Below are 23,721 nucleotides of genomic sequence, written 5' to 3' on the forward strand. Positions count from 1 at the left end.
TAATATATTGCTAGTTATATAAAGCATCAATGAGGTATAAGTTTCTCATAATATGGTAATCAATCTCATTATATAAAAAAAAGAAGTATTTAATCTTAATTAGCGTCATAAAAGTATGGCATAATCGGGTGAATAAGTTGAGTTTCCTATGAGAAAGGCGTTAAGGCTTTTTCTTTGGGGGTGACTTGTAAACAAAAAAACGATTTTAATAGGAGCAATGCATGGCTACGAATGAAAAAACACAAGACGTAGATGCCGTAGAAACCAAAGAATGGTTAGAAGCTTTAGAAGCGATTCTTGATAGAGAAGGTCCGGAGAGAGCACACTTTATTATTGAGCAATTAACAGATCTTGCTCGTCGTTCTGGCTCAAATATTCCTTATTCTCCAAATACGGCTTATGTTAATACAATTCCGCCAGGTCTGGAGCCACCTAATCCAGGTAACTTAGAGCTAGAAGCTCGCATTCGAGCTTATGTTCGCTGGAATGCGATGGCGATGGTTGTTCGTGCAAACCGTATTGATTCTGATGACGGTGGTAGCCTAGGGGGTCACATTGCTTCTTTTGCTTCGTTAGCTACTATGATTGGTTGCGGTCAGCATCACTTCTGGCATGCAGAGACAGAGGATCATGGTGGTGATTTAGTCTATTTCCAAGGCCATTCATCACCAGGTGTTTATGCGCGTGCCTTTTTAGAAGGACGTATTTCAGAAGAGCAATTAGATAATTTCCGTCAAGAAGTTGACGGTAAAGGTCTACCTTCTTATCCGCATCCAAAATTATTGCCAGATTTTTGGCAATTTCCGACAGTATCAATGGGTTTAGGCCCAATGATGGCAATTTATCAAGCACGTTTCCTTAAATATTTACATGCACGTGGTATTGCGGATACTTCAAAACGTAAAGTATGGTGCTTCTGCGGTGATGGTGAGATGGATGAACCAGAATCTTTAGGTGCAATCAGTTTAGCGGCACGTGAGAAATTAGATAATCTAATTTTCGTGATTAACTGTAACTTGCAACGTCTAGATGGTCCAGTTCGTGGTAACGGTAAAATTATCCAAGAATTAGAGGGTGATTTCCGTGGTAGTGGTTGGAATGTTATTAAGCTTATCTGGGGTAGTTATTGGGATCCACTGTTAGCACGTGATAAATCTGGTGCTTTACGTAAAATTATGGAAGAGACCGTTGACGGTGAGTACCAAGCCTATAAAGCGAATAACGGTGCTTTTGTGCGTGAGCATTTCTTTGGTAAAGATCCACGTACATTAGAAATGGTTAGCCGAATGAGCGATGAAGAAATTTGGCGTTTAAATCGTGGTGGTCATGACCCTAATAAGGTGTATGCGGCGTTTGATGCGGCAATGAAAACCGAAGGGCAACCAACAGTAATTCTTGCTAAAACAATTAAAGGATACGGTTTAGGTCAAGTCGCTCAAGGTAAGAACCCTGCACACCAACAGAAAAAGCTAGATGATGAAGCCGTTCGCGAATTCCGTGACCGTTTCAATATTCCTATTCCAGACGACAAAATTAGTGAAATCCCATATTTCAAACCATCAGAAGATTCTGCTGAGATGAAGTATTTACGTGAACACCGTGAAAAATTAGGTGGTTACTATCCTCGTCGTCGTGAGCGTGCTGAAGAGAAATTCAAAGTACCGAACTTAGATGTGTTTAAGGCAATTTTAGAGCCAACGACAGAGGGTCGTAGTATTTCAACAACGCAAGCATTTGTGCGTTTCTTAAATCAATTGTTGCGTGATAAAGACTTAGGTGAACGTGTTGTACCTATCCTATCTGATGAGTCTCGCACTTTCGGTATGGAAGGTTTATTCCGTCAAATCGGTATTTATGCACCAGAAGGTCAAAAATATGTGCCTGTAGATAAAAATCAGGTGATGTATTACCGAGAAACAGCCAACGGACAATTGCTACAAGAAGGGATTAATGAAGCAGGGGCATTGTGTTCATGGATTGCAGCGGCGACATCGTACTCGACCAACAACCGCATTATGATCCCATTCTTTATTTATTATTCAATGTTTGGTTTCCAACGTATTGGTGATTTTGCTTGGGCGGCAGGTGATATGCAAGCACGAGGCTTCCTATTAGGCGGTACGGCTGGTAGAACAACATTGAATGGTGAAGGTCTACAGCATGAAGATGGTCATAGTCATATGCTTTCTTCTACAATTCCAAATTGTGTTTCTTATGACCCTACTTATGCACATGAGGTTGCTGTGATTATGCAACACGGTTTAAAACGTATGGTTGAAGATCAAGAAAATGTTTTCTACTACATCACATTGATGAACGAAAACTACGCTCATCCTGGTCTTAAAGAGGGTGATGAAGAAGCCATTATTAAAGGTATGTATAAACTTAAAGAGGGTGCGGTAGGTGACTTACGTGTCCAATTATTAGGTTCAGGCACCATCTTACGTGAAGTAGAAGAAGCTCAACTCATGTTAGAGAAAGACTGGGGTGTAGCTGCTGATGTTTGGTCTTGCCCAAGCTTTACAGAGCTACGTCGTGACGGTTTGGATTGTAATCGTGAAAACTTATTGAATCCAACTGCTACACCAAAAGTTCCTTTTGTCACTACACAGTTGCAAAATACTCAAGGTCCCGTGATTGCATCATCTGACTACATGAAGATCTTTGCTGATCAAATTCGTGAGTTTATCCCTGCTGGCCGTACATATCGAGTATTAGGTACAGACGGCTTTGGTCGTTCAGATTTCCGTTTCAAATTACGTAATCACTTTGAAGTGGATCGTTATTTTGTGGTTATTGCTGCCTTAAAAGCATTGGCTGATGAAGGTAAACTACCTGCTGAAAAAGTGCAAGAAGCGATTGCTAAATATGGCATTAATGTCAATAAAGCTAATCCACATCACGCGTAAATTTAATTGAATTTGGGCAAAGTGAAGCAAGTTTCTTTGCCCTCACCAAAAGGAATATGAGAATGAGTCAATTAGTACAAGTCAAGGTACCTGATATAGGTGATTTTGATGAAGTTGAAGTCATTGAGCTGTTAGTCAAGGTAGGGGATACTATTGCTACTGAGCAAAGTTTGATTACTGTAGAATCTGATAAAGCATCTATGGAAATTCCTAGCGATACAGCTGGTGTTGTTAAATCCATTGCCGTCAATGTTGGTGCTAAAGTTAAGCAAGGTAGCGTTATTCTTGAGGTGGAAGCAAATGATAATGTCTCCACCACAGAAACAAAAGCAGAAAACCCAGCGACACCTGCAGTACAGGAAAAAGTAGCTGAGCCAGTTATCGCTACTGCATCTGCACCTGAGAAAGCCTCTGTAGCAGGTGGTTTAGTAGATGTAGTAGTTCCAGATATTGGCGACTTTGATGAGGTAGATGTCATAGAAGTGATGGTTGCCGTTGGTGATGATATCAAAGAAGAACAAAGCTTGATTACTGTAGAGTCAGATAAAGCTTCAATGGAAATACCTTCAAGTCATGCAGGTAAAATTGTTGAATTGAAGGTGAAAGTAGGTGATAAAGTTAAGAAAGGAACTTTAATTGCTAAGGTTGAATCAACTCAAGCTAGCCCTGTAGTGAACACGGCTAATGTGGCGCCTACAGAGCCAACACCAATAGAGTCTAGCCCTAAAGTTGCTTCAGCACCGGTTCAAGCATCAGCTGAGCCTCCGCGTCAATCACCAACAGCGTCTTATGCATTGAGTGGTACAGAATATAGAAACTTACCTCATGCCTCTCCTTCTGTTCGTCAATTTGCACGTGAGTTAGGCGTTGATTTAACACAGGTTAAAGGTACTGGGCGTAAAGATAGAATTACGGCAGATGATGTACGTGCCTTTGTTAAAGCGGCATTATCTGTCGCACCTAATAATAATGTGAATGCTGGAAGTAGTACTGTCGGTGGTGGTTTATCTGTCTTGGATTGGCCTAAAGTTGATTTCACTAAATTTGGTCCAATTCAAACTAAACCTCTTTCTCGGATTAAGAAAATTTCTGGTGCTAATTTACATCGTAACTGGGTCATGATTCCTCATGTGACTAATAACGATGAAGCAGACATTACTGACTTAGAAGCTTTCCGCGTACAATTGAATAAAGAGTATGAAAAGGCTGGTGTGAAATTCACTATGCTAGCTTTCTTGATTAAAGCTGTTGTTCAATGTCTGAAAAAATTCCCTGAATTTAATGCCTCTTTAGATGGCGATAATCTTGTTTTAAAAGAGTACTACCATATTGGCTTTGCTGCAGATACACCGAATGGTTTGGTGGTTCCTGTGATTAGAGATGCAGATAAAAAATCAGTTTCAGATATTGCTAAGGAAACAGCCGAGTTGGCTAAATTAGCACGCGAAGGCAAATTATCACCAGCACAAATGCAAGGAGGATGTTTCTCTATTTCATCATTAGGTGGTATTGGCGGTACTCATTTTACACCAATTATCAATGCGCCTGAGGTTGCTATTCTTGGCGTGAGTCGTTCATATCAAAAACCAGTATGGGACGGTGAAGCATTTGTACCACGCTTAACAATGCCATTGTCATTGTCATATGATCATCGAGTCATTGATGGTGCAGCTGCCGCTCGTTTTAATGTTTACTTGTCTCAATTATTAAGCGACTTCCGTCGTGCATTAGTGTAAGAGGGGTAGCTAATATGAGTACAGAAATTAAAGTGCCAGATATTGGCGATTTTGATGAGGTTGAGGTCATTGAGATTCTGGTTAACGTGGGTGATACCATCAAACCAGAGCAAAGCTTGATTACTGTTGAATCCGATAAAGCATCGATGGAAATCCCTGCTGATGTTGGTGGTGTTGTCAAGGCTATTAATGTGAAGCTAGGTGATAAAGTGAAGCAGGGCAGTGTTGTACTTACTGTAGAGGCAGATTCTGCTACAGCTCAACAGGCACCAGCCCCAAAGACAGAAACATCAGTAGCTAAGACTGATGTTAGCCCCCAAAAAACAACTGAACAAGCCGTTGTTGCACCTACAGGAGTGAAGTCTCATGCAGGTGATGATGCCTATGATGTGGTGGTGCTAGGAGCAGGTCCTGGTGGCTACTCTGCGGCGTTTAGAGCGGCAGACTTGGGTTTAAAAGTAGCCTTAATTGAGCGCTACTCGACCCTGGGTGGAGTATGCTTAAATGTAGGTTGTATTCCATCTAAAGCGTTGTTACACAATGTCGCTGTCTTGGAAGAGGCTAAACATTTAGCTGCAAATGGTATTAGTTTTGCTGAGCCTACTGTTGATTTAGATAAACTGCGTGCTTATAAAGATAATGTAGTAGCCAAATTAACAGGTGGTCTAAGTGGTATGGCTAAAGCACGTAAAGTCACGATTATTACGGGCACAGCACAATTTAAAGATGATCACCATTTTGTCGTAGAACTTACTGCAGGCGGTACACAGGAAGTTGCTTTTAAAAATGCTATTATTGCTGCGGGTAGTCAATCGGTGAAATTGCCTTTTTTACCAGAGGATGATCGTATTATTGATTCAACTGGTGCATTGGCTCTCAAATCTATTCCACAAAAAATGCTTATCATTGGCGGTGGTATTATTGGTTTAGAGATGGGTACAGTCTATTCTGCATTAGGAGCGAGATTAGATGTTGTGGAAATGATGGATGGTTTAATGCAAGGCGCTGACCGCGATTTGGTTAAAGTCTGGCAGAAAAAGAATGAACATCGTTTTGATAATATTATGATCAAAACCAAAACTGTTGGTGCAGAGGCTAAGAGTGATGGTATTTATGTGACGTTTGAAGGGGAAGGTGCTCCTAAAGAACCACAACGTTATGATTTAGTCTTACAAGCTGTGGGACGCTCTCCAAATGGTAAAAAAATTGCTGCTGACAAGGCTGGCGTTATTGTGAATGAACGAGGTTTTATTCCTGTGGATGCGCAGATGCGCACAAATGTGCCTCATATTTTTGCCATAGGTGATATCGTTGGACAACCAATGCTAGCTCATAAAGCTGTACATGAGGCTCATGTAGCGGCAGAGGTTATTGCAGGACAAAAAACAGTATTTGATGCTCGTGTAATTCCGGGCGTTGCATTTACTGATCCGGAAGTGGCTTGGGTTGGACTAACTGAAGATCAAGCGAAAGCACAAGGCATTAAAATTGAGAAAGGGGTATTCCCATGGGCTGCCTCAGGTCGTGCTATTGCCAATGGTCGTGACGAAGGCTTTACTAAGCTTATTTTTGATGCGGAAACTCATCGCTTACTTGGTGGTGCGATTGTGGGCACGCATGCGGGTGATTTGATTAGTGAAATTTGCTTGGCGGTAGAAATGGGGGCAGATGCTACGGATATTGGCAAAACGATCCACCCACATCCTACGCTAGGAGAGTCAGTCGGTATGGCAGCAGAAGTAGCTCATGGTAGTTGTACTGACTTACCCCCGCAGAAAAAACGTTAAGCGTTAATTCGTTGAGTGGTAGTAAAAAAGGCTCTGGTTAGATGACTAGAGCCTTTTGAGTATTCAGAGTGAACATAATTTTGAGCCAGTTGCTGTTATCCTATTTAACGCTGACATTTTTTACAAAAAAATGTCCCTCTTTGCCCAATAGTCGTTTTTTGAATAGGTGTTTGACAAATTTTGCAGGGTTGACCATCACGACCATAGACAAAATATGTTTGCTGGAAATAACCACTTTTTCCGTCACTATCAACAAAATCTTTGAGAGTACTTCCTCCTAGTGCAATGGATTTCTCCAATACATCTTTAACACACTCTACCAGGCGAACACACTCTTTTTTGGTTAGACGGTTAGCCGGGCGAGTGGGGCGAACTTTGGCATGAAATAGGCTTTCATTCGTGTAGATATTACCCACACCAACGACAACAGAATTGTCCATTAAGGCTGTTTTAATTGGTCGTTTTTGGGTTTTTAAGCAGTCATAAAGATAATCACCATTAAAGTCATCGCTAAGTGGCTCTGGTCCTAGTTGACTAAGTAATGTATGCTGTTGATTTAAATCATTCCATAAAATGGCACCAAATCGTCTAGGATCGTGGTAGCGAAGAGCAGTACCGTCCTCAAAAATAATATCTACATGGTCATGTTTTGATGCAGATGGTATAGGGGAGTGAAAAATGCGTAAACTCCCCGACATACCTAGATGGATAATTAGGTCACCTGTATTGAAATGGATTAACAAGTATTTTGCTCGTCGTGTACAGCCTAGTACTTTATTTTGACATAATAAGTCATTAAGATTATCGGGAATCAGCCAGCGAAGTCTAGGCTGTCGGATAATAGTTGATGATATTTTTTTGTTGAGGATGTAAGGGGTAATTCCACGTAGGGTGGTTTCCACTTCAGGTAATTCGGGCATCTGTTAAACCAATATTTTATTCACGTTTAGTATAGGGTTGAAATAAGTTTTTTTCTTAGTGTAAGTTTAATACTTATATTTGGATTAAACTAAAGTTGGTTTATGTCTCAATAGATTTTATAGGATATATTATGAATAATGGCTCAACAACTACAAATTTAAGTTTTGTAACGCGTTTTTTCCACTGGTTAATTGCTTTAGCCATGATTGGTATGTTGATATTCGGTTTCTTACTAGATGATTTTAAGGAATATAGTGGTTTACATAAATCTATTGGTGCAATTATCTTTGTCGTAGCTACCTGTAGAATATTATGGCGTATTAAAGAAGGATGGCCTACTCCTGTGAATATGGGAGTGCCGCAGTGGAATCTAACCCTTGCAAAAGTTACCCATTGGATACTGATATTGCTCACTGTCTTATTACCTTTAAGTGGTATGTGTATGTCAGTGGCTGCGGGTCGTGGTTTAAATGTGTTTGGTGCTGAAATTTTTGCTTCTAATATAGTAGACGGTAAGGCGGTAGCATTGAATCCCTCGTTAGCAGGTTTTGCTCATGATATGCATGAAACGTTGCCAGTAGTGTTAATTATTATGTTGGTATTGCATATTGTTGGAGCCCTTTATCATCACGTCGTTTTAAAAGACCGTACATTATCTAGAATGATGGGTCACTAAAATGATTTAATACTCAATTCCATGGTAAGGCTGTGTTAAAATGTAGACTTTTCTGCATTACACAGCCTATATTTATTATGTCTGTTCCAACACTACATAGTTCTTTACAAGAGTGGCTTACTTATTTAGAAACTCTTCATCCCAAAACAATTGATTTAGGTCTAGAGAGAATACGTCCAGTAGCGGACAAGCTGGGGTTAAATCAATGGCATGGTAAAAAAATCATTGTTGCAGGTACAAATGGCAAAGGTTCAACTTGTGCTATGTTAGAGGCGATTTATTTATCTGCGGGTTATAAAGCAGGTATGTATACTTCGCCACATTTGATTAAGTTTAATGAACGTATTCGTATTAATGGTGAGTATGCTTCAGATGAGGCAATTATTGCAAAATTTGCTGAAATTGAAGTTGCACGAGGGGATATCACATTAAGTTATTTTGAATATACAACACTGGCAGCATTCTTACTTTTTAAAGAAGCAGAATTAGATATATCTATTCTTGAAGTGGGTTTAGGTGGGCGTCTTGATGTGGTTAATTTGATTGATGCTGACTGTGCGATTGTGACTAGTGTGGATATTGATCACACCGAATATTTGGGGAATACGAGAGAAGCTATAGGTTGGGAAAAAGCTCATGTCTTTAGAACTGGCAAACCCGCTATTTGTAGTGATCCAGAGCCTCCTGAAAGTTTACTTAATTATGCTAAAGAAATCGGTGCTGATTTATGGCTGTTTGGTCGTGATTTTAATTATGATGGGGATAAACAGCAGTGGGCATTTGCTGGTAGAGGTGGTAGGAAAAGTGCTCTTGCATATCCTGCGCTAAGAGGAGCAAATCAGTTGCTTAATGCATCGGCGGCTTTGGCGGCAATTGAAGCACTTAAGCCGCATTTAGCGGTTCCAATTCAAGCAATACGAGAAGGGTTGTTACTTGTAACTTGGCCTGGTAGATTCCAAATTTTACCAGGTCAACCAACAACGATTCTAGATGTTGCTCATAATCCTCATGCGGCAGCAGTATTAGCACATAACCTATATAGTATGTCTTATTTTCCTTATACCTATGCAGTTTTAGGTATGCTGAAAGACAAAGATGCTGTAGAAGTTATTCAAAAATTTAAAGGCATTGTTGATTATTGGTATGTTACCGACTTGCCAGGTCCTAGAGGAAGAAAAGGGCAGGAATTAGCCGACATCATCAATACAAACCTACCTAAAGATAGCCAAGGTTTACCGACAGTAGAAGTATGTGCTTCTCCAGAAGAGGCTTATCAAAAGGTCAAAGAAAAAGCAAAAAACAATGACAGAATTGTTGTATTTGGTTCTTTTTTAACCGTTTCTGCTGTATTGGACTATATCAATCAGACAAACAACTCATCACTTTAATCAATTAAAGGATTGAAATGGGATTATTTAATAAAAACTCATCACGTACACACATGACTCAACGCAGACCGATTCCACGCTCTGCGCAAGCTGAACATCAAGATAGTGATTTACGATATAAAGCAAAAAGTAAGCTTATTGGTGCCGTAGTTTTAGCTATTTTAGGCGTTATTTTGTTACCGTTTATTTTTTCAAATGACAAACCAATCTCTACAGTGATACAGGAAGGTCAAGCACCTTTGGTAGCACCTAGTGGGGATAATAAAAATGGTTCAACGGGAGCTATTTCTATTTCTACAGCACCTGGTGTAGCATCGGGTCAAAATGTTAATGAAGGTACTGTACAAACAACACCAGCTGAATCGACAACAGCTAATACAAACACAGGAGCAACTGGCACAGAAGAAATTCCTCAAAGCGTTGCAAATGCTGTTGGCACAGGAATACCATCAACTAAAGGTAACTCTTCTACATCAGTACCTTCAACGTCAGTAGCACAAGATACATCTAATCAGCTATCTAACACGACGGGAAATAGCAAAACTGAAGTGGAAGTATCACCAAAATCAGTAGCGCAACAGATGTCAGATAATCAAGTTTCAGTAACTAAAAATACTGAACCAACACAACCAAATAAAGTAGCGAAAAAACCTGAAAATAAAGTTGCTGATAATAAACCAACAGATAAACCTAAAGCAGCTCCCAAAATGGGCAATACGGTTGATAATGTTAAACGTACAGATGATGGTAGCGCTGCGTTAGCATTGCTAGAAGGACGTAAACCAACTGCAGAGAAAACGACAAGTGCAAGTTTCTCTAAAGCACAATCAGCAGCTAAAGAAACGACAGCCAATACTCGTTTAAATGTTCAAGTTGGGGCATTTTCTTCAATTGATGAAGCTAGAGCACAACGTGATCGCTTAAGTAGCGCAGGTGTGTCTAATGCTTTTGTGCAAAGTGCCGTAGTTAATGGTAAACAGACTTATCGTTTACGAGTAGGACCTTTTACCAGTCAAGAATCCGCTCAAGCTGCCTTAACTCGTTTACGTGGATTAGGTCATAGTGGTTTTATTACAGGTAATTAAGCGTGACAGAGTTTGACTATGTAGTATTGGCTGTGTTGGCTTGTTCTGGGCTATTAGGCTTTATGCGAGGGTTTTTGAAAGAAGCCTTTTCGTTAATTGCTTATGTTGCTGCTGGATATGCTGCCATGATGTGGGGACCAAGGGCTATCCCATGGTTTCAGAGTTTATTTGATAATCATTATGTCAGTACGGCAATAGCTTATGCAGTTGTATTTATAGGTGTACTATTATTGGTGGGTTTGCTTAATATTACATTAAGCTCAATGATTTCATACGCTGGTTTAGGTCCAGCAGATAATGGTCTAGGGTTAATTTTTGGCCTTGCTAGAGGTGTTATTATTATTTTAGTGGTGGCTATTTTACTCGGCTATACTGATTTGCCTCAATCAACTTGGTGGCAAAATGCAAAATTTTCAGGAATTGTTGTTGATGCGATTAATCATTTAAAGACATATGTTCCTGCTGAATTCTCAACATATTTACCGTATTAATTTTTAAAGGGTTTCAACGCTATGTGTGGCATTGTGGGTATTTCAGGATTATCACCTGTTAATCAATCAGTTTATGACGCCTTACTTTTATTGCAGCACCGTGGTCAAGATGCTGCAGGTATAGCAACGTCAAAAGATAACCATTTTAGTATGTTCAAAGCACATGGTCTGGTACGTGATGTATTTAGAACCAGAAATATGCGTTCCTTACCAGGTAATACTGGAATTGGGCAAGTTAGATACCCAACAGCAGGGTCTAGTGATAGTATTGATGAGGCACAACCATTTTATGTGAATGCCCCGTTTGGTATTACATTTGCTCATAACGGTAACCTAACTAATCCTGATGAATTACGTGAGCAATTATTCAATATTGATAAAAGACATATCAATACTAATTCTGATTCTGAAGTATTGCTAAATATTTTTGCTCATGAACTACAACTTGCCAGTGATAAGCAACTTAACGATCATGAAATGATATTTACAGCGATTAAGGCATTGCACAAACGTGTACGCGGTGCTTATGCGGTAGTGGCTGAAATTACTGGCTTTGGCATGGTAGGCTTTAGAGATGTTAATGGTATTAGACCCTTGTGTTTGGGACAGTTGAAAACAGAAGCAGGGACTGAATATATGCTAGCTTCTGAGTCAGTAGCTCTTGAGGGGTTAGGCTTTGAATTAGTCCGTGATATTGCACCTGGTGAGGCGGTATTTATTGATGAGCAAAAAAATGTTTTTTCAGAACAATGCTCTGATATTTCAAAATTGAATCCTTGTATTTTTGAATATGTATATTTTGCACGCCCTGACTCAACGATTGATGGGGTGAATGTCTACAATGCACGTCTTAAAATGGGGCAATATTTAGCAGCAAAAGTAGCCAAAGAATTAAGATTATCTGATATCGATGTGGTGATGCCAATTCCAGATACCTCTCGACCAGTTGCTATGGAGTTAGCTGCTCGTTTAGGATTAGACTATCGTGAAGGTTTCATCAAAAATCGTTATGTTGGTCGAACCTTTATTATGCCAGGACAATCAGTCCGTAAGAAATCCGTTCGCCAAAAACTAAATGCCATGAGCGTAGAGTTTAAAGATAAAAATATTCTTTTGGTAGATGACTCTATTGTTCGTGGTACAACAAGTCGTGAAATTGTCGATATGGCAAGGGCAGCAGGAGCTAAAAAAGTCTTTTTTGCTTCCGCTGCACCAGCCGTTCGTTTTCCTAATGTATATGGTATCGATATGCCTACCCAACAAGAATTAATTGCCCATAACCGGACGACAGAAGAAGTGTGTGCAGAAATCGGTGCTGACGGTCTTGTTTATCAGGGGCTAGAAGATTTGAAAAAAGCGGTATGGGATATCAATCCTAATATAGCTAATTTTGATACATCATGTTTTGATGGGATATATGTTACGGGTGATATCAATCAGGCTTATCTGAATCGATTAAGTGCACAAAGAGGTAAACCTGTAGAAAAAACTGCTGGTAGTATGTCCGTTAATATGGGAGTAGAAAATGATTAAGATGGATATTATTCAAGCCCCTATGGCGGGTGCTCAAGATGCAGATTTAACTATTGCTGTTAGTAAAGCAGGGGGGATAGGTTCCTTGCCTGCCGCAATGCTTTCTACAGAAAAACTTGCCACTGAGTTACAGCGTATTAATTCAAGTCTTGAAGGACAGCGTTATAATGTCAATTTTTTTGCACATACTCCACCAGACTATAGCGATACACAGATTTCTCAATGGCATGCTTTCCTAAAACCTTATTTGGAACAATTTGGCTTGAGTGTACAAGATATTCCTACTGGTGTAGGTCGTATGCCATTTAATCAAGAAGGCCTTGCTTTAATACAAGAATTTCGTCCACCTATTGTGAGTTTTCATTTTGGTTTGCCTGATGACTCATTATTAGCAGCAATCAAAAAGACAGGAGCAGAAGTCTGGTCAAGTGCAACAACAGTAGCAGAGGCGAAGTATCTTGAGTCGAAAGGGGTGACTAGGATAATTGCACAAGGGTTAGAAGCAGGTGGCCATAGAGGAATGTTTTTAAGCCAAGACTTATCTGAACAGCTCGGTTTATTTTCATTGTTACCACAGATAGTCGAAGCAGTAAAATGTCCTGTGATTGCAGCAGGTGGTATTGCCGATGCTAAAGGAGTTAATGCCGCTAGGCAATTAGGAGCAAGTGCGGTTCAAGTGGGTACCGCTTTCTTATTAGCAGATGAAGCTAAGATTTCTGCGGCACATAAGCAAGCGTTGCAAAGTGAACAAGCACACCATACGGTCATCACCAATATTCTTAGTGGTCGATATGCTCGTGGTATTATTAATCGGATTATGCGTGAAAATGGTTTAATACATCCTGATGTATTACCTTTCCCTGGAGCAAGTTTAGCGATAGGTATGCTAAAAGCACATGCTGAAGTAAAACACTGTTATGATTTTTCTTCTTTTTGGGCGGGGCAAAGTGCTTTATTGGCTAAATCTGGTAGTGCCGCTGAAATTTGGCAGCGATTAAAAAAGGGCGATGACTAAAAAATGATCTGCACCCCAGAAGTTGGACTAAATCTCTAACTTAGTAAGGTACAGATTTATTATGACTAAAAAGCCAAAGCTAGACTTCTTTCGATGTTACTAGGCTTTGGCTTTTTTGATATAAGCCTTAACTTATAACTTATGGATAGCTTTGTTTAGTGTTTTTTAAGGTAATTGAATAAGTCTTTAGGATTGTCTAGATTAGGGGCTATAGAGATTGCTTGGGCTAAACCAAGTTCTTTAGCGACATCTGTCATGTAGCGAACCGCAGAGAAGTCCTCAATTGCGAAGCCTACTGAGTCAAAAATAGTAATTTCTTCATCACTCGTGCGAGCAGGATTGCCTGAAGCAAATACATTAGATAATAAAGAAACTTCAAAATCTGCAGGCATATTTTGCAATTCTCCTTCAACACGTGTTTGAGGTTCAAATTCAATATAGACCTTACCCATATTTAGGACGCTAGGCTCTAATTCTGTTTTACCTGGACTATCACCACCAACAGCATTAATATGCATCCCTTTTTCTATCATAGAGGCCTTGATGATATGGGCTTTTGAATATTCTGCTGTGACAGTAGTAATAATATCTGCACCTTTTACGGCTTCTTCGACAGAGTCACAGATAGTAATTTGGATAGAAGTATCTTTTAAATTTTCAGCTAATTTTTTGCTAGCTTCTTTATCAATATCAAAAAGTGCTAATTCATTAATACCTAATAGATAATGAAAGGCAAGAGCTTGGAATTCGCTTTGACAGCCATTACCGATAATCGCCATACGTTTGCTATTTTTACGTGCTAAGAATCTAGCAGTCAATGCCGACATAGCCGCTGTTCTAATGGCCGTAGTCAGTGTGAATTCACTAATAACACCTGGTAAGCCAGTTGAGTTATTAATTAATGCACCGAATGCTAAAACAGTTGATAAACCAGACTTAGGATTGTCAGGATGGCAATTAACATATTTAAAGCTATATTGATCTTTGCTGGCGATTGGCATTAATTCTAAAACACCATTGTCTAAGTAACTAGCAACCCTGGCTGATTTGTCAAACTCGTTCCAACGCAAGTAATCCTTAAGGATATAGTCCGCCACTCCTTCAAAAACTTCCTTAAGTCCTTTTTTGCTGACGATTTGTGCAATATCTTGTGGGCTGATTAGAATAGTTGGCAAGCTGCCTTTAATTGCTGATGTACTCATAACGTTGTCCTTAAAATTATAATATATATAGTTTCTCTTATTTTGATGACAATTAAAATGCTAAATTATGCTAATATTTGTCTATATGTTTATCATAATGACAGTATTAATTATTATTTTGATATTTTTATGCATAATTTTGACCAAACAGATCATCAGCTAATTGAATTATTACGAGAAAATGCTCGTTATTCTATTGCTTATTTAGCGAAAAAATTAAAGGTTTCTCGAGGGACAGTTACCAATCGTATTGCTAAACTTGAAGATAATGGCGTCATCAAGGGGTATACGGTGGAGTTACTAGAAGAACATGATACAGAAAGAGTTCATGCTTGGACAAGCATTGCTATTGAGGGTAATATGACTTTATCAGTAGTTAAAGCGTTAAGGGGCGATCCCTGTGTAGCGGCAATGTATGATACAAATGGACGTTGGGATATTCTGGTTGAGTTAAGGGCTCCGTCTTTAGAAGCACTAGGTAAAGCGCTCGAAAGGATTCGATTAATCAAGAATATTAGTAACTCTGAAACAAGTATCCATTTAAAAACGTATTTATAAATGGATAAATGAAAAGGGATAATGTAAAACATTATCCCTTGAGATCATTTAGTATTGATAGCTATCTAATTTAATGGTGATATATACTTTCACTTAATAAGAATAATGCGAAAATAATTCACGGTTATTTTTTCTAAATACAGCAATCAAAGAGAGTAAAGCACAAAGAACAAACATAGCTAATGCCCATAGTGCATAATCAATACCTAATAAGCTCACCTTTGCGTCCATACAAGTAGCAAAAATACCGAATAACCAAGGGAACATAGCATCTAAACCTGTCCATTTTGACATAAATCTGTCCGCAAATGTCATATCACAAGAAACTAAATTAGACGCTACACTATATTGATACCAAGCACTAAGAATCCCTGTAATAGATAGTGAAAAACTTAGAAACGCACAGAGACGAATTAAAAAGAGAGGCTTAAATAGATTGGCTAATAAGCAAATGACGGCGATAATCAACAAAATAAGTCGTTGCAAGACACACCATGCACACGGTAGCATGCCTAAATAGTGCTGTGAGAATAATGCAAAGCCAACAGCAGCCATACATAGAAAAGCAATAAAATTTAGTATTTTTTGAGAATTCATATTATTTAATTTTTGCAACGTCAGTGTAGAGAGATATTACTAAATCATGGATACCTGCCCATAGAATTTGTACGCCGATGCATAACAAGATAAAGGCTGATAAACGCATGAAAATAGTTGTTCCATTACGTCCTAATCGATGTAGGAATTGTGCCGCAAAGCGTAGGCAAAGATATACAGTTAGTGCTACGCCTAATACACCCAATATAGTACCACTTAAAATAGCAAAGGTATCTGTATTAATTGAGTTAATTTGCAAACTTGCACCCACGGTAATGGCTGCTGCAATAGTTCCTGGACCACAGGTAATCGGAAAGGTTAGTGGATAAAAGGCATTGTTTTTTGCTTTGTCTACTGTATATTCCTCACTGTTCATAGGGTGTAGACTTGTATCAGGATCCTCAGCATTTAATAGTTTCCATGCGGCAGCAATAACTAATAAACCACCCCCAACACGCACAACAGAGAGGGAGATACCAAGCATAGTCAGTACAAAATTACCTAAAAAAATCGCCGCAACAACCATGATGAAGACGTTAACAGCAATTCTCTTGGATAACATTTTACGAGTAGCTGCATTGGCTCCACTGGTCATTGTCCAGAAAATGGGGGCAACGCCAGGGGGATTTAGAATGGGTAATACCGTTGCAAAGACAAATAATAAATTACTAATAAAAATAGATGACATAGGCTTATTTTAATAGAATCAGCTGGTTCAACATTTCTAAAATATCACGTTCAAAAGCCAATTGATTTTTAGGATTCTCTAATCGAGAACTAGAAATCATGAAAACGTCTTCGGCTCTTTCCCCTAAAGTCATAATCTTTGCCATTACCAAATTAATATGGTGTTGATTAAATAAATGTGCCAAATGGTAAAGAATACCTGGGCAATCTGTTGTGGTAATTGTCAGCAACCAAGATTGACCGTACTCATCCTTTATTAGCTCTATCTTGGGGACAATAGGAAAGGTGCGAGAACGCCTAACTTCAGCTCCAACAGAGTAGCTTTTGCGTTGAGTTGTATTTAATGCTTGTATATTAGCATTATCAATGGCTTCAGCTAAGCTATTTTCAATAATCGATACAAAATCTCTAGGATTATGAAAGGTTTCTGAAGAAACTGAAAAACTATCTAGCGCATACCCATCAGTATTTGTATGAATTCTAGCATCGAGAATGTTAATACGATGACGATAAAAATAGGCAGCTATGATTTCAAATAAATTCAATTTATCTTTGGTGAACACTACAATTTGCATATGGTCACTTTTTTCTACCGGGCGTGCTCGTACGATAGTGCGTTGGGTATCCATATGAGCATTTAATACACGAGTGTGCCAAGCGATATCGCTAGCTTCATGACGTAAGAAGTAAGCGACATCCATTTTTGACCAGAATCTATCACGCTCATTATCAGACAAACCACTTAATTTGATAATTGCATTGGCTTGTTCTTTTCGTTGTGACAAAATCGTGTTTCTATCAAAGTGATCACTCTCAAACAATAATGCTGTACTGTTGTAGAGATTTTGAAAAAGTTGTCCTTTCCATGCGTTCCATACTTTTGGACTAGTACCACGGACATCAGCTACTGTCAGTAAATAGAGTGCGGTAAGACGACGACGTGTTTTAACTTTTTCACTAAATTCTTTAATGACCTCGGGGTCGGATAAATCTTTTTTCTGAGCAACAGATGAAAGTAGTAAATGGTTAGCTACTAAAAATTCTAATAAATCAGTGTCTTCTGATGATAGTTGATGTAATTCTGCGAATTGTCGTACTTCAATGGCTCCTAATTCAGAGTGATCGCCACCTCTACCTTTAGCAATATCATGAAATAGGGCAGCGATATATAGCAACCATACATCCTCAAAATCAGCAATCAGTTGTGCTGCTAATGGGTTATCTTGAGCATATTCAGGCATAGTAAAGCGACGCATATAACGAATTACTTGCAAGGTATGCTGATCGACCGTATAAACATGAAATAAATCATGCTGCATTTGCCCAACAATTTTTTGCCAAGAGGGAATATAACGAGGCAGGATTTTTAGTTTAGATAGTCGTCTAAACGTATGCACAATTCCTGTGGGGTGTTTTAAAATTTCAAGAAAAATTTGTTGATTAACGCGATTTTGACGAAAAGCAGAATCAATACGTTTGCGTTCACTCCAAATCAGGCGTTGTGTACGAACACTGAAGTCATCTAAATCAGAATGTTGCTGTAATACCAAAAAAGCCTTTAATAGCAGACTAGGGTTTTTCTCAAAAGCATCATCATGACGAATATCTAATAATTGCCCAATTTTTTGAAAATCATCATCAATAGGAGTAATACGTTTGTCAGAGTCAGGGAATAAATAATTTTTGAAGTTGAGTATCATGAAGTGCGTAATCAGATTTACGATACGGGCCGCACCATAATAATCTTGCATGAAATTTTCTGACGGACGTTTCCCTCCCTGTGCTGTGTATCCATACACTTCAGCTAATAATGGCTGAACATGAAAGAGAATGCGATCATCTCTTTTTTGATGAATAAGATGTAGTTCTATTCTGAAACGTAGAAAATTATTCTCCGTTTTTTTGATGACTTCTGCTTCTTTTTCTGTCATCAGATTAGCTTTTACTAAGCCATTCCAACCATCTTGAATGTTGTTTGAAAGAGCAAGCCACTGAATGAGTTGAATATCACGTAGTGTGCCTGGTGATTCTTTACAGTTTGGTTCTAGTGAATAAGGGGTATTATTGTAACGAGCATAACGCTGATTCATTTCTAACTGTTTTGCTAGAAAAAAATCTTGTGGATTATGATGCTGGAAAAACTCTTTGTGTAATTGCTTTACTAATTGCTGATTACCTAAGATATAACGGCATTCAAGAAGACTAGTCTCAATAGTAATGTCGTTTTTAGCTTCACGTAAGCAGTCTTTGATTGTTCTAACACTTGCACCAATATCTAAACCCAAATCCCAAAAAGATTGCACCAACATTTCAATTTTGGCTTTATCTTCTTTTTGAGGCTCATTCGCTAATAAAATAAGGATATCAATATCGGAATAGGGGAACAGTTGCTCTCTACCATAGCCACCCACAGCACACAAAGCGGCACCGTCAGGTAGAGGACAGAGCTCAATTACTTTGCTTAAACAACAATCTATATGCTGGCTATGCAGTAATAAGAACTCATTAGGATTTAATTGATGCTGCTGATACTTTTCTCTTAACTCCGCTTGTTCATGAGCCGTTGTCTGTTTAATCGCTTGCAAATCTTGAGCAACTGTCATATTGATATACCACTATTTGTTAATAATAAATGCGGGTGGGGCAGGCATATTATCAGAAACAGTTAATACTTCATATCCATCAGCTGTCACAATAATAGTATGTTCCCATTGGGCAGATAAGCTACGATCTTTTGTTACTACAGTCCATTTGTCAGGTAGTATTTTTGTGGCATAGTGGCCAGCATTAATCATAGGCTCTATCGTAAAGGTCATGCCTTCCACTAGCTTTAATCCAGTATGAGGTTTGCCATAGTGTAATACCATAGGATCATCATGAAACACTTGACCAATACCATGACCACAATAATCACGCACAACAGAAAAACCCTGTGCTTGAGCATGAGTTTGGATGGCATGACCAATATCCCCTAAGGTTGCCCCAGGTTTCACTTGTTCAATCCCTAGCCACATACATTCATAAGCAGTATCGCTTAATTTTTTAGCTTGAATAGAAGGATCACCTATGTGATACATACGACTTGTGTCACCAAACCAACCATCTTTGATGATGGTGATATCTATATTCATAATATCACCGTCTTTTAAAACTTTATCTCCTGGAATGCCATGGCAAATGACGTTATTTATAGAGGTACAAATACTAGCAGGGAAAGGGGGGTGTCCTGGGGGGCCATAGCCAATCGTTGCTGATTTAACATGAAGCACGTTGTCAATATAATCGATGACTAAACGATCTAATTCACCAGTAGTAACGCCCGCTTTTACAAAAGGGGTAATGTAGTCCAGTGCTTTGGCGGCATCTCTGCAAGCCGCCCTCATTTTCTGAATATCTTCAGGATTTTTTAGAATAGGCATAAAACTTGAACATTAGTTTAAAAACAGTATATAATTATAGGCTTATCTAGGAAAATTCTAAACCTATATTGATAAATTACGCAAAATTAAAGATGCTTAAAACATTTTTAATATGTAATTAATAAAGAAAAAAGCCTTAGGGAGTAAGTGTACTTCTTTTACAAAGTGCTTGCGTTCTTTTGTTATATGGTTGTGAAGATTTATAGGTAGTTTATTGTTTATTTAATAGCGTGCACAGTCGCATAGGGTGTTGGTACATATTATAAAAATACCGATACTGACTGTTGTACAAGACATAACCCTGTGGAGAAAAATATGTCATTAATGCGTCAAATGTTAGAAGCTGGTGTTCATTTTGGTCACCAAACACGTTACTGGAATCCAAAAATGGGTCAATACATTTTTGGTCAACGTAATAAAATTCATATCATTAACTTAGAAAAAACAGTTGCTAAATACTTAGAAGCAGTAAATTTTGTTCGTCAAACAGCTGCTCGTGGTGGTGATATTCTGTTTGTTGGTACAAAACGTTCTGCTCGTGAAATTATCGCTGAACAAGCTACTCGTGCTAATGTACCATACGTAAATAATCGTTGGTTAGGTGGTATGATGACTAACTTTAAAACAGTTAAGTCTTCTATCAAACGCTTAAAAGATATGGAAGCAGCTGAGCAAGATGGTAGTGTTGAGCGTTTACCTAAAAAAGAAGCATTGTTGTTCACACGTGATTTGGAAAAATTAAACAAATCAATCGGTGGTATCAAAGATATGCACAAACTTCCTGCTGCATTATTTGTAGTAGACGTTGGCTACCACAAAATTGCTATCCAAGAAGCTCGTACATTAGGTATTCCAGTGATTGCTGTTGTAGATACTAACCACTCACCAGACGGTGTTGATTTTGTTATTCCTGGTAATGATGACTCTGCAAAAGCGATTGAGTTATATGCTGCAGGTATTGCGGATGCGATTTTAGAAGGTCGTCAACAACGTGAAGATGGCTTAGTAGAAGAGATTCGTGAAGAATCAGCAGAAGAAGCTGCGGCAGAATAAGTGAGTACTGTCGTTTTAGTGTAAACGAGAGTTTTTATAATAAAGTCGCTGAGAGTATATACTTGAGTGCGACTTTATTTTTATAGATTGATTACGGCTCAATTATTGAGTCATTTATTTAAATTTGGAGAAAACATGGCTGAAATTAGCGCTGCAATGGTTCGCGAATTACGTGAAAAAACTGATGCTCCTATGATGGAGTGTAAAAAAGCATTAGTAGAAGCAGAGGGTGATTTAGCGCGTGCAGAAGAAATTCTTCGTGTTAAGTTAGGTAACAAAGCCAGCAAAGTAGCTAGCCGCGTTACAGCAGAAGGTCTTGTTGGTTTATTTGTTTCTGATGATGCAAAATCTGGTGCTGTTGTTGAAGTAAACTGCGAAACTGACTTTGTTGCAAAACAAGATGATTTCATTAATTTTGTTAATTCATTAGCTAAGAAAATTGCTGAAGCTAAACCTGCTGATGTAGCTGCGTTAGCTGATTTAGCTTTCGGTGAAGGTACAGTAGAAACAACACGTGCTGCTCTAGTGGGTAAAATTGGTGAAAATATTTCAATTCGCCGTTTCCAACGTATTGATACACCAAACAGTATTGCTAGTTATAGCCATGGTGGTCGTATTGGCGTTCTTGTTGAGTACTCTGGTGATGCAGAGGTTGGTAAAGATGTGGCAATGCATGTAGCTGCAACTAAGCCAAAAGCATTAGATCAAACAGGCGTTTCTGCTGAGGATATCGAAAAAGAACGTTCAGTAGCTTCTCAAAAAGCCGCTGAATCTGGTAAGCCAGCTGAAATTGTTGAAAAAATGGTTGAAGGATCTGTGGCTAAATTCTTAAAAGAAGTTACTCTATTAAATCAACCTTTCGTTAAAAATGATAAATTAAGCGTAGAGCAAATGCTTAAAGAGAAAAAAGCAGCTGTTCAAAGTTTTGCTTTATTTATCGTTGGTGAAGGTATTGAGAAAGCGACAACAGACTTTGCTGCTGAAGTTGCCTCAATGACTCAAGCTAAATAATTCTTTGGTGCATGAAATTTTTAGCCTATGCTAAAAAAAGTTCGTCAAAGTTAAAATAAAGATTTAGCTATATTTTAACCCTCTATTTTATAAATAGAGGGTTGATTTTTTGTATATTTTTTTAAAAAATATCTTCCAGTCTTCTGCAGAAGTAGGTGGCTTTGTGTGCTATAAACAGTTTAGCAATAATGAGTTTATGAGAAATCAAGAGTGGAGAGAATAATTACACGCTGAAATACAAAAATCAGCTGTTTTCATTCACTAATGCACTCTTTTGGGCTGAATTGATGTCATAAAATTGTTAAAATAGCGATTATTTTCTTTCAAGGGATTCAAACCATGGCTATTTCTTATAAACGTGTATTACTTAAGCTTTCTGGTGAAGCATTGATGGGTGAGGACGCATTCGGTATTAATCGTGCAACTATTATAAGAATGACTGAAGAAATTGCAGAGGTAGCGAAACAGGGTGTTGAGTTAGCTATTGTTATCGGTGGTGGCAATATTTTCCGTGGAATTGCTCCTGGTGCTCAGGGAATGGATCGTGCAACAGCAGATTATATGGGTATGCTAGCGACTGTGATGAATGCCTTAGCTTTACAAGATGCGTTAAAAAATCATGGTGTCGTAGCGCGCGTTCAGTCTGCTTTGAATATTGATCAAGTAGTAGAACCATATATTCGCCCGAAAGCATTACGTTATCTAGAAGAGAAAAAAGTAGTCATTTTTGCGGCAGGGACAGGTAATCCTTTCTTTACAACTGATACTGCTGCTGCTTTGCGTGGTGCTGAGATGGGTGTTGAAATCGTTCTAAAAGCAACTAAAGTTGATGGTATCTACACAGCAGATCCTAAAAAAGATCCAAATGCAACACGTTATTCTCGTATCACATTTGACGAAGCGATTAGTAAACGTCTTGAAGTGATGGATGCTACAGCCTTTGCTTTGTGTCGTGATCAAAAATTACCAATCAATGTATTTTCTATCAACAAACCTGGTGCACTAAAACGTGCAGTAGCAGGTGAAGATGAAGGTACGTTAGTTCATATTTAATTTAAACATAAATCAATTTAAACTTGAAAGGTTAATAATGAGTATTTCTGAAATTACAAAATCAACAGAAACTCGTATGGGTAAATCGATTGAAAATCTTAAGGGTAATCTCTCAAAAATCCGTACAGGACGTGCACATGCGGGTATTTTAGACCATGTAACAGTGGACTATTATGGTTCTATGGTGCCAGTCGGACAGGTTGCTAATGTTACAGTGATTGATGCTAGGACATTAAATGTTCAACCATGGGAAAAAAACATGGCTGGTCCAATTGAAAAAGCGATTCGTGAGTCTGATTTAGGTTTAAATCCTGTTGGCATGAGTGAGTCTATCCGTGTGCCAATGCCACCGTTAACGGAAGAGCGACGTCGTGATTTGACGAAAGTTGTGCGTTCAGAAGGTGAAGATGCAAAAGTGGCTGTTCGTAATTTGCGTCGTGATGGCAATGATGCGTTAAAGCGTCTATTAAAAGACAAAGAAATTTCTGAAGATGATGAGCGTCGTACACAGGATGTTATTCAGAAAATGACGGATAAATATGTCGCAGAAATTGATAAGTTAGTGGCAGAAAAAGAAGCTGAAATTATGAAGGTATAAGC

The 23,721-nt window shown here is 38.6% G+C and carries 20 protein-coding genes; 14 read left to right on the forward strand and 6 right to left on the reverse strand.

All coding sequences use genetic code 11. The features are described from left to right. Window positions 1–221: 221 nt before the first annotated feature. The 3 genes from aceE to lpdA all read left to right on the forward strand — a co-directional run bounded on the left by aceE (window position 222) and on the right by lpdA (window position 6,432). Window positions 222–2,909, forward strand: a complete 2,688-nt coding sequence (aceE, locus tag BQ4443_RS01960; protein ID WP_071057899.1) for a pyruvate dehydrogenase (acetyl-transferring), homodimeric type — start codon at window positions 222–224, stop codon at window positions 2,907–2,909. A 62-nt stretch (window positions 2,910–2,971) separates the two neighbouring features. Then, the gene (aceF, locus tag BQ4443_RS01965) at window positions 2,972–4,645 is read left to right on the forward strand and encodes a dihydrolipoyllysine-residue acetyltransferase (RefSeq protein ID WP_071057900.1); all 1,674 of its coding nucleotides are present in this window, start codon (window positions 2,972–2,974) and stop codon (window positions 4,643–4,645) included. A gap of 14 nt (window positions 4,646–4,659) precedes the next feature. Continuing rightward, a complete protein-coding gene (gene lpdA, locus BQ4443_RS01970; protein WP_071057901.1) occupies window positions 4,660–6,432 on the forward strand; it encodes a dihydrolipoyl dehydrogenase in 1,773 nt (590 codons plus the stop codon). 104 nt (window positions 6,433–6,536) lie between these two features. Here lpdA and mutM read toward each other — a convergent pair whose 3' ends face one another. Next, the gene (gene mutM / locus BQ4443_RS01975; RefSeq protein WP_023950061.1) at window positions 6,537–7,352 is read right to left on the reverse strand and encodes a bifunctional DNA-formamidopyrimidine glycosylase/DNA-(apurinic or apyrimidinic site) lyase; all 816 of its coding nucleotides are present in this window, start codon (window positions 7,350–7,352) and stop codon (window positions 6,537–6,539) included. 131 nt (window positions 7,353–7,483) lie between these two features. On the opposite strand from mutM, the gene BQ4443_RS01980 reads away from it, so the two are divergent. From BQ4443_RS01980 to BQ4443_RS02005, 6 genes are all read left to right on the forward strand, one after another. Continuing rightward, on the forward strand, window positions 7,484–8,029 hold the full coding sequence (locus BQ4443_RS01980; RefSeq protein WP_071057902.1) for a cytochrome b: 546 nt from the start codon (window positions 7,484–7,486) through the stop codon (window positions 8,027–8,029). 77 nt (window positions 8,030–8,106) lie between these two features. Continuing rightward, a complete protein-coding gene (gene folC / locus BQ4443_RS01985; protein ID WP_071057903.1) occupies window positions 8,107–9,417 on the forward strand; it encodes a bifunctional tetrahydrofolate synthase/dihydrofolate synthase in 1,311 nt (436 codons plus the stop codon). A gap of 17 nt (window positions 9,418–9,434) precedes the next feature. After that, window positions 9,435–10,502, forward strand: coding sequence for an SPOR domain-containing protein (locus BQ4443_RS01990; protein ID WP_071057904.1), 1,068 nt, complete (start codon window positions 9,435–9,437; stop codon window positions 10,500–10,502). 2 nt (window positions 10,503–10,504) lie between these two features. Then, window positions 10,505–10,993, forward strand: a complete 489-nt coding sequence (locus BQ4443_RS01995; RefSeq protein WP_023950053.1) for a CvpA family protein — start codon at window positions 10,505–10,507, stop codon at window positions 10,991–10,993. A gap of 21 nt (window positions 10,994–11,014) precedes the next feature. After that, window positions 11,015–12,526, forward strand: a complete 1,512-nt coding sequence (purF, locus tag BQ4443_RS02000; protein ID WP_071057905.1) for an amidophosphoribosyltransferase — start codon at window positions 11,015–11,017, stop codon at window positions 12,524–12,526. Beyond that, a complete protein-coding gene (locus BQ4443_RS02005) occupies window positions 12,519–13,541 on the forward strand; it encodes an NAD(P)H-dependent flavin oxidoreductase (protein WP_071057906.1) in 1,023 nt (340 codons plus the stop codon). The genes purF and BQ4443_RS02005 overlap by 8 nt, the downstream gene beginning before the upstream one ends. Before the next feature lie 155 nt (window positions 13,542–13,696). Here BQ4443_RS02005 and BQ4443_RS02010 read toward each other — a convergent pair whose 3' ends face one another. Next, complete coding sequence (locus BQ4443_RS02010) at window positions 13,697–14,743, reverse strand: ornithine cyclodeaminase (protein WP_023950050.1); 1,047 nt, start codon at window positions 14,741–14,743, stop codon at window positions 13,697–13,699. A 129-nt stretch (window positions 14,744–14,872) separates the two neighbouring features. Between BQ4443_RS02010 and BQ4443_RS02015 the strand changes: the two genes are divergently transcribed. Continuing rightward, window positions 14,873–15,301: an Lrp/AsnC family transcriptional regulator gene (locus BQ4443_RS02015; RefSeq protein ID WP_031274263.1), complete on the forward strand. Its 429-nt coding sequence runs from the start codon at window positions 14,873–14,875 to the stop codon at window positions 15,299–15,301. A gap of 93 nt (window positions 15,302–15,394) precedes the next feature. Here BQ4443_RS02015 and BQ4443_RS02020 read toward each other — a convergent pair whose 3' ends face one another. From BQ4443_RS02020 to map, 4 genes are read right to left on the reverse strand one after another with little or no spacing between them, the layout of a single operon-like run. Further along, window positions 15,395–15,898 (reverse strand): disulfide bond formation protein B, encoded by a 504-nt coding sequence (locus tag BQ4443_RS02020; protein ID WP_071058276.1) that lies wholly within the window; start codon window positions 15,896–15,898, stop codon window positions 15,395–15,397. 1 nt (window position 15,899) lies between these two features. Further along, window positions 15,900–16,586, reverse strand: coding sequence for a MarC family protein (locus tag BQ4443_RS02025; protein WP_071057907.1), 687 nt, complete (start codon window positions 16,584–16,586; stop codon window positions 15,900–15,902). A gap of 4 nt (window positions 16,587–16,590) precedes the next feature. Beyond that, window positions 16,591–19,188 carry a [protein-PII] uridylyltransferase gene (locus BQ4443_RS02030; protein ID WP_071057908.1) on the reverse strand — a complete coding sequence of 866 codons (2,598 nt, stop codon included), beginning with the start codon at window positions 19,186–19,188 and terminating at the stop codon, window positions 16,591–16,593. Window positions 19,189–19,200: 12 nt separating this feature from the next. Next, window positions 19,201–20,004, reverse strand: coding sequence for a type I methionyl aminopeptidase (map, locus tag BQ4443_RS02035; RefSeq protein WP_071057909.1), 804 nt, complete (start codon window positions 20,002–20,004; stop codon window positions 19,201–19,203). Window positions 20,005–20,319: 315 nt separating this feature from the next. Here map and rpsB point away from each other — a divergent pair, with 315 nt between their 5' ends. The 4 genes from rpsB (at window position 20,320) to frr (ending at window position 23,719) form a co-directional block, all read left to right on the forward strand. Then, complete coding sequence (gene rpsB, locus BQ4443_RS02040) at window positions 20,320–21,057, forward strand: 30S ribosomal protein S2 (RefSeq protein WP_023950045.1); 738 nt, start codon at window positions 20,320–20,322, stop codon at window positions 21,055–21,057. A gap of 135 nt (window positions 21,058–21,192) precedes the next feature. Continuing rightward, entirely contained in the window at window positions 21,193–22,068 is an 876-nt protein-coding gene (gene tsf / locus BQ4443_RS02045) for a translation elongation factor Ts (RefSeq protein WP_071057910.1), read from the forward strand. Window positions 22,069–22,407: 339 nt separating this feature from the next. After that, window positions 22,408–23,121: a UMP kinase gene (pyrH, locus tag BQ4443_RS02050; RefSeq protein ID WP_023950043.1), complete on the forward strand. Its 714-nt coding sequence runs from the start codon at window positions 22,408–22,410 to the stop codon at window positions 23,119–23,121. A gap of 37 nt (window positions 23,122–23,158) precedes the next feature. Then, window positions 23,159–23,719, forward strand: coding sequence for a ribosome recycling factor (frr, locus tag BQ4443_RS02055; protein ID WP_023950042.1), 561 nt, complete (start codon window positions 23,159–23,161; stop codon window positions 23,717–23,719). The last annotated feature ends 2 nt before the right edge of the window (window positions 23,720–23,721 follow it).

It is taken from the genome of Pelistega sp. MC2 (assembly GCF_900099475.1).
GTDB classification, from domain to species: domain Bacteria; phylum Pseudomonadota; class Gammaproteobacteria; order Burkholderiales; family Burkholderiaceae_B; genus Taylorella; species Taylorella indica.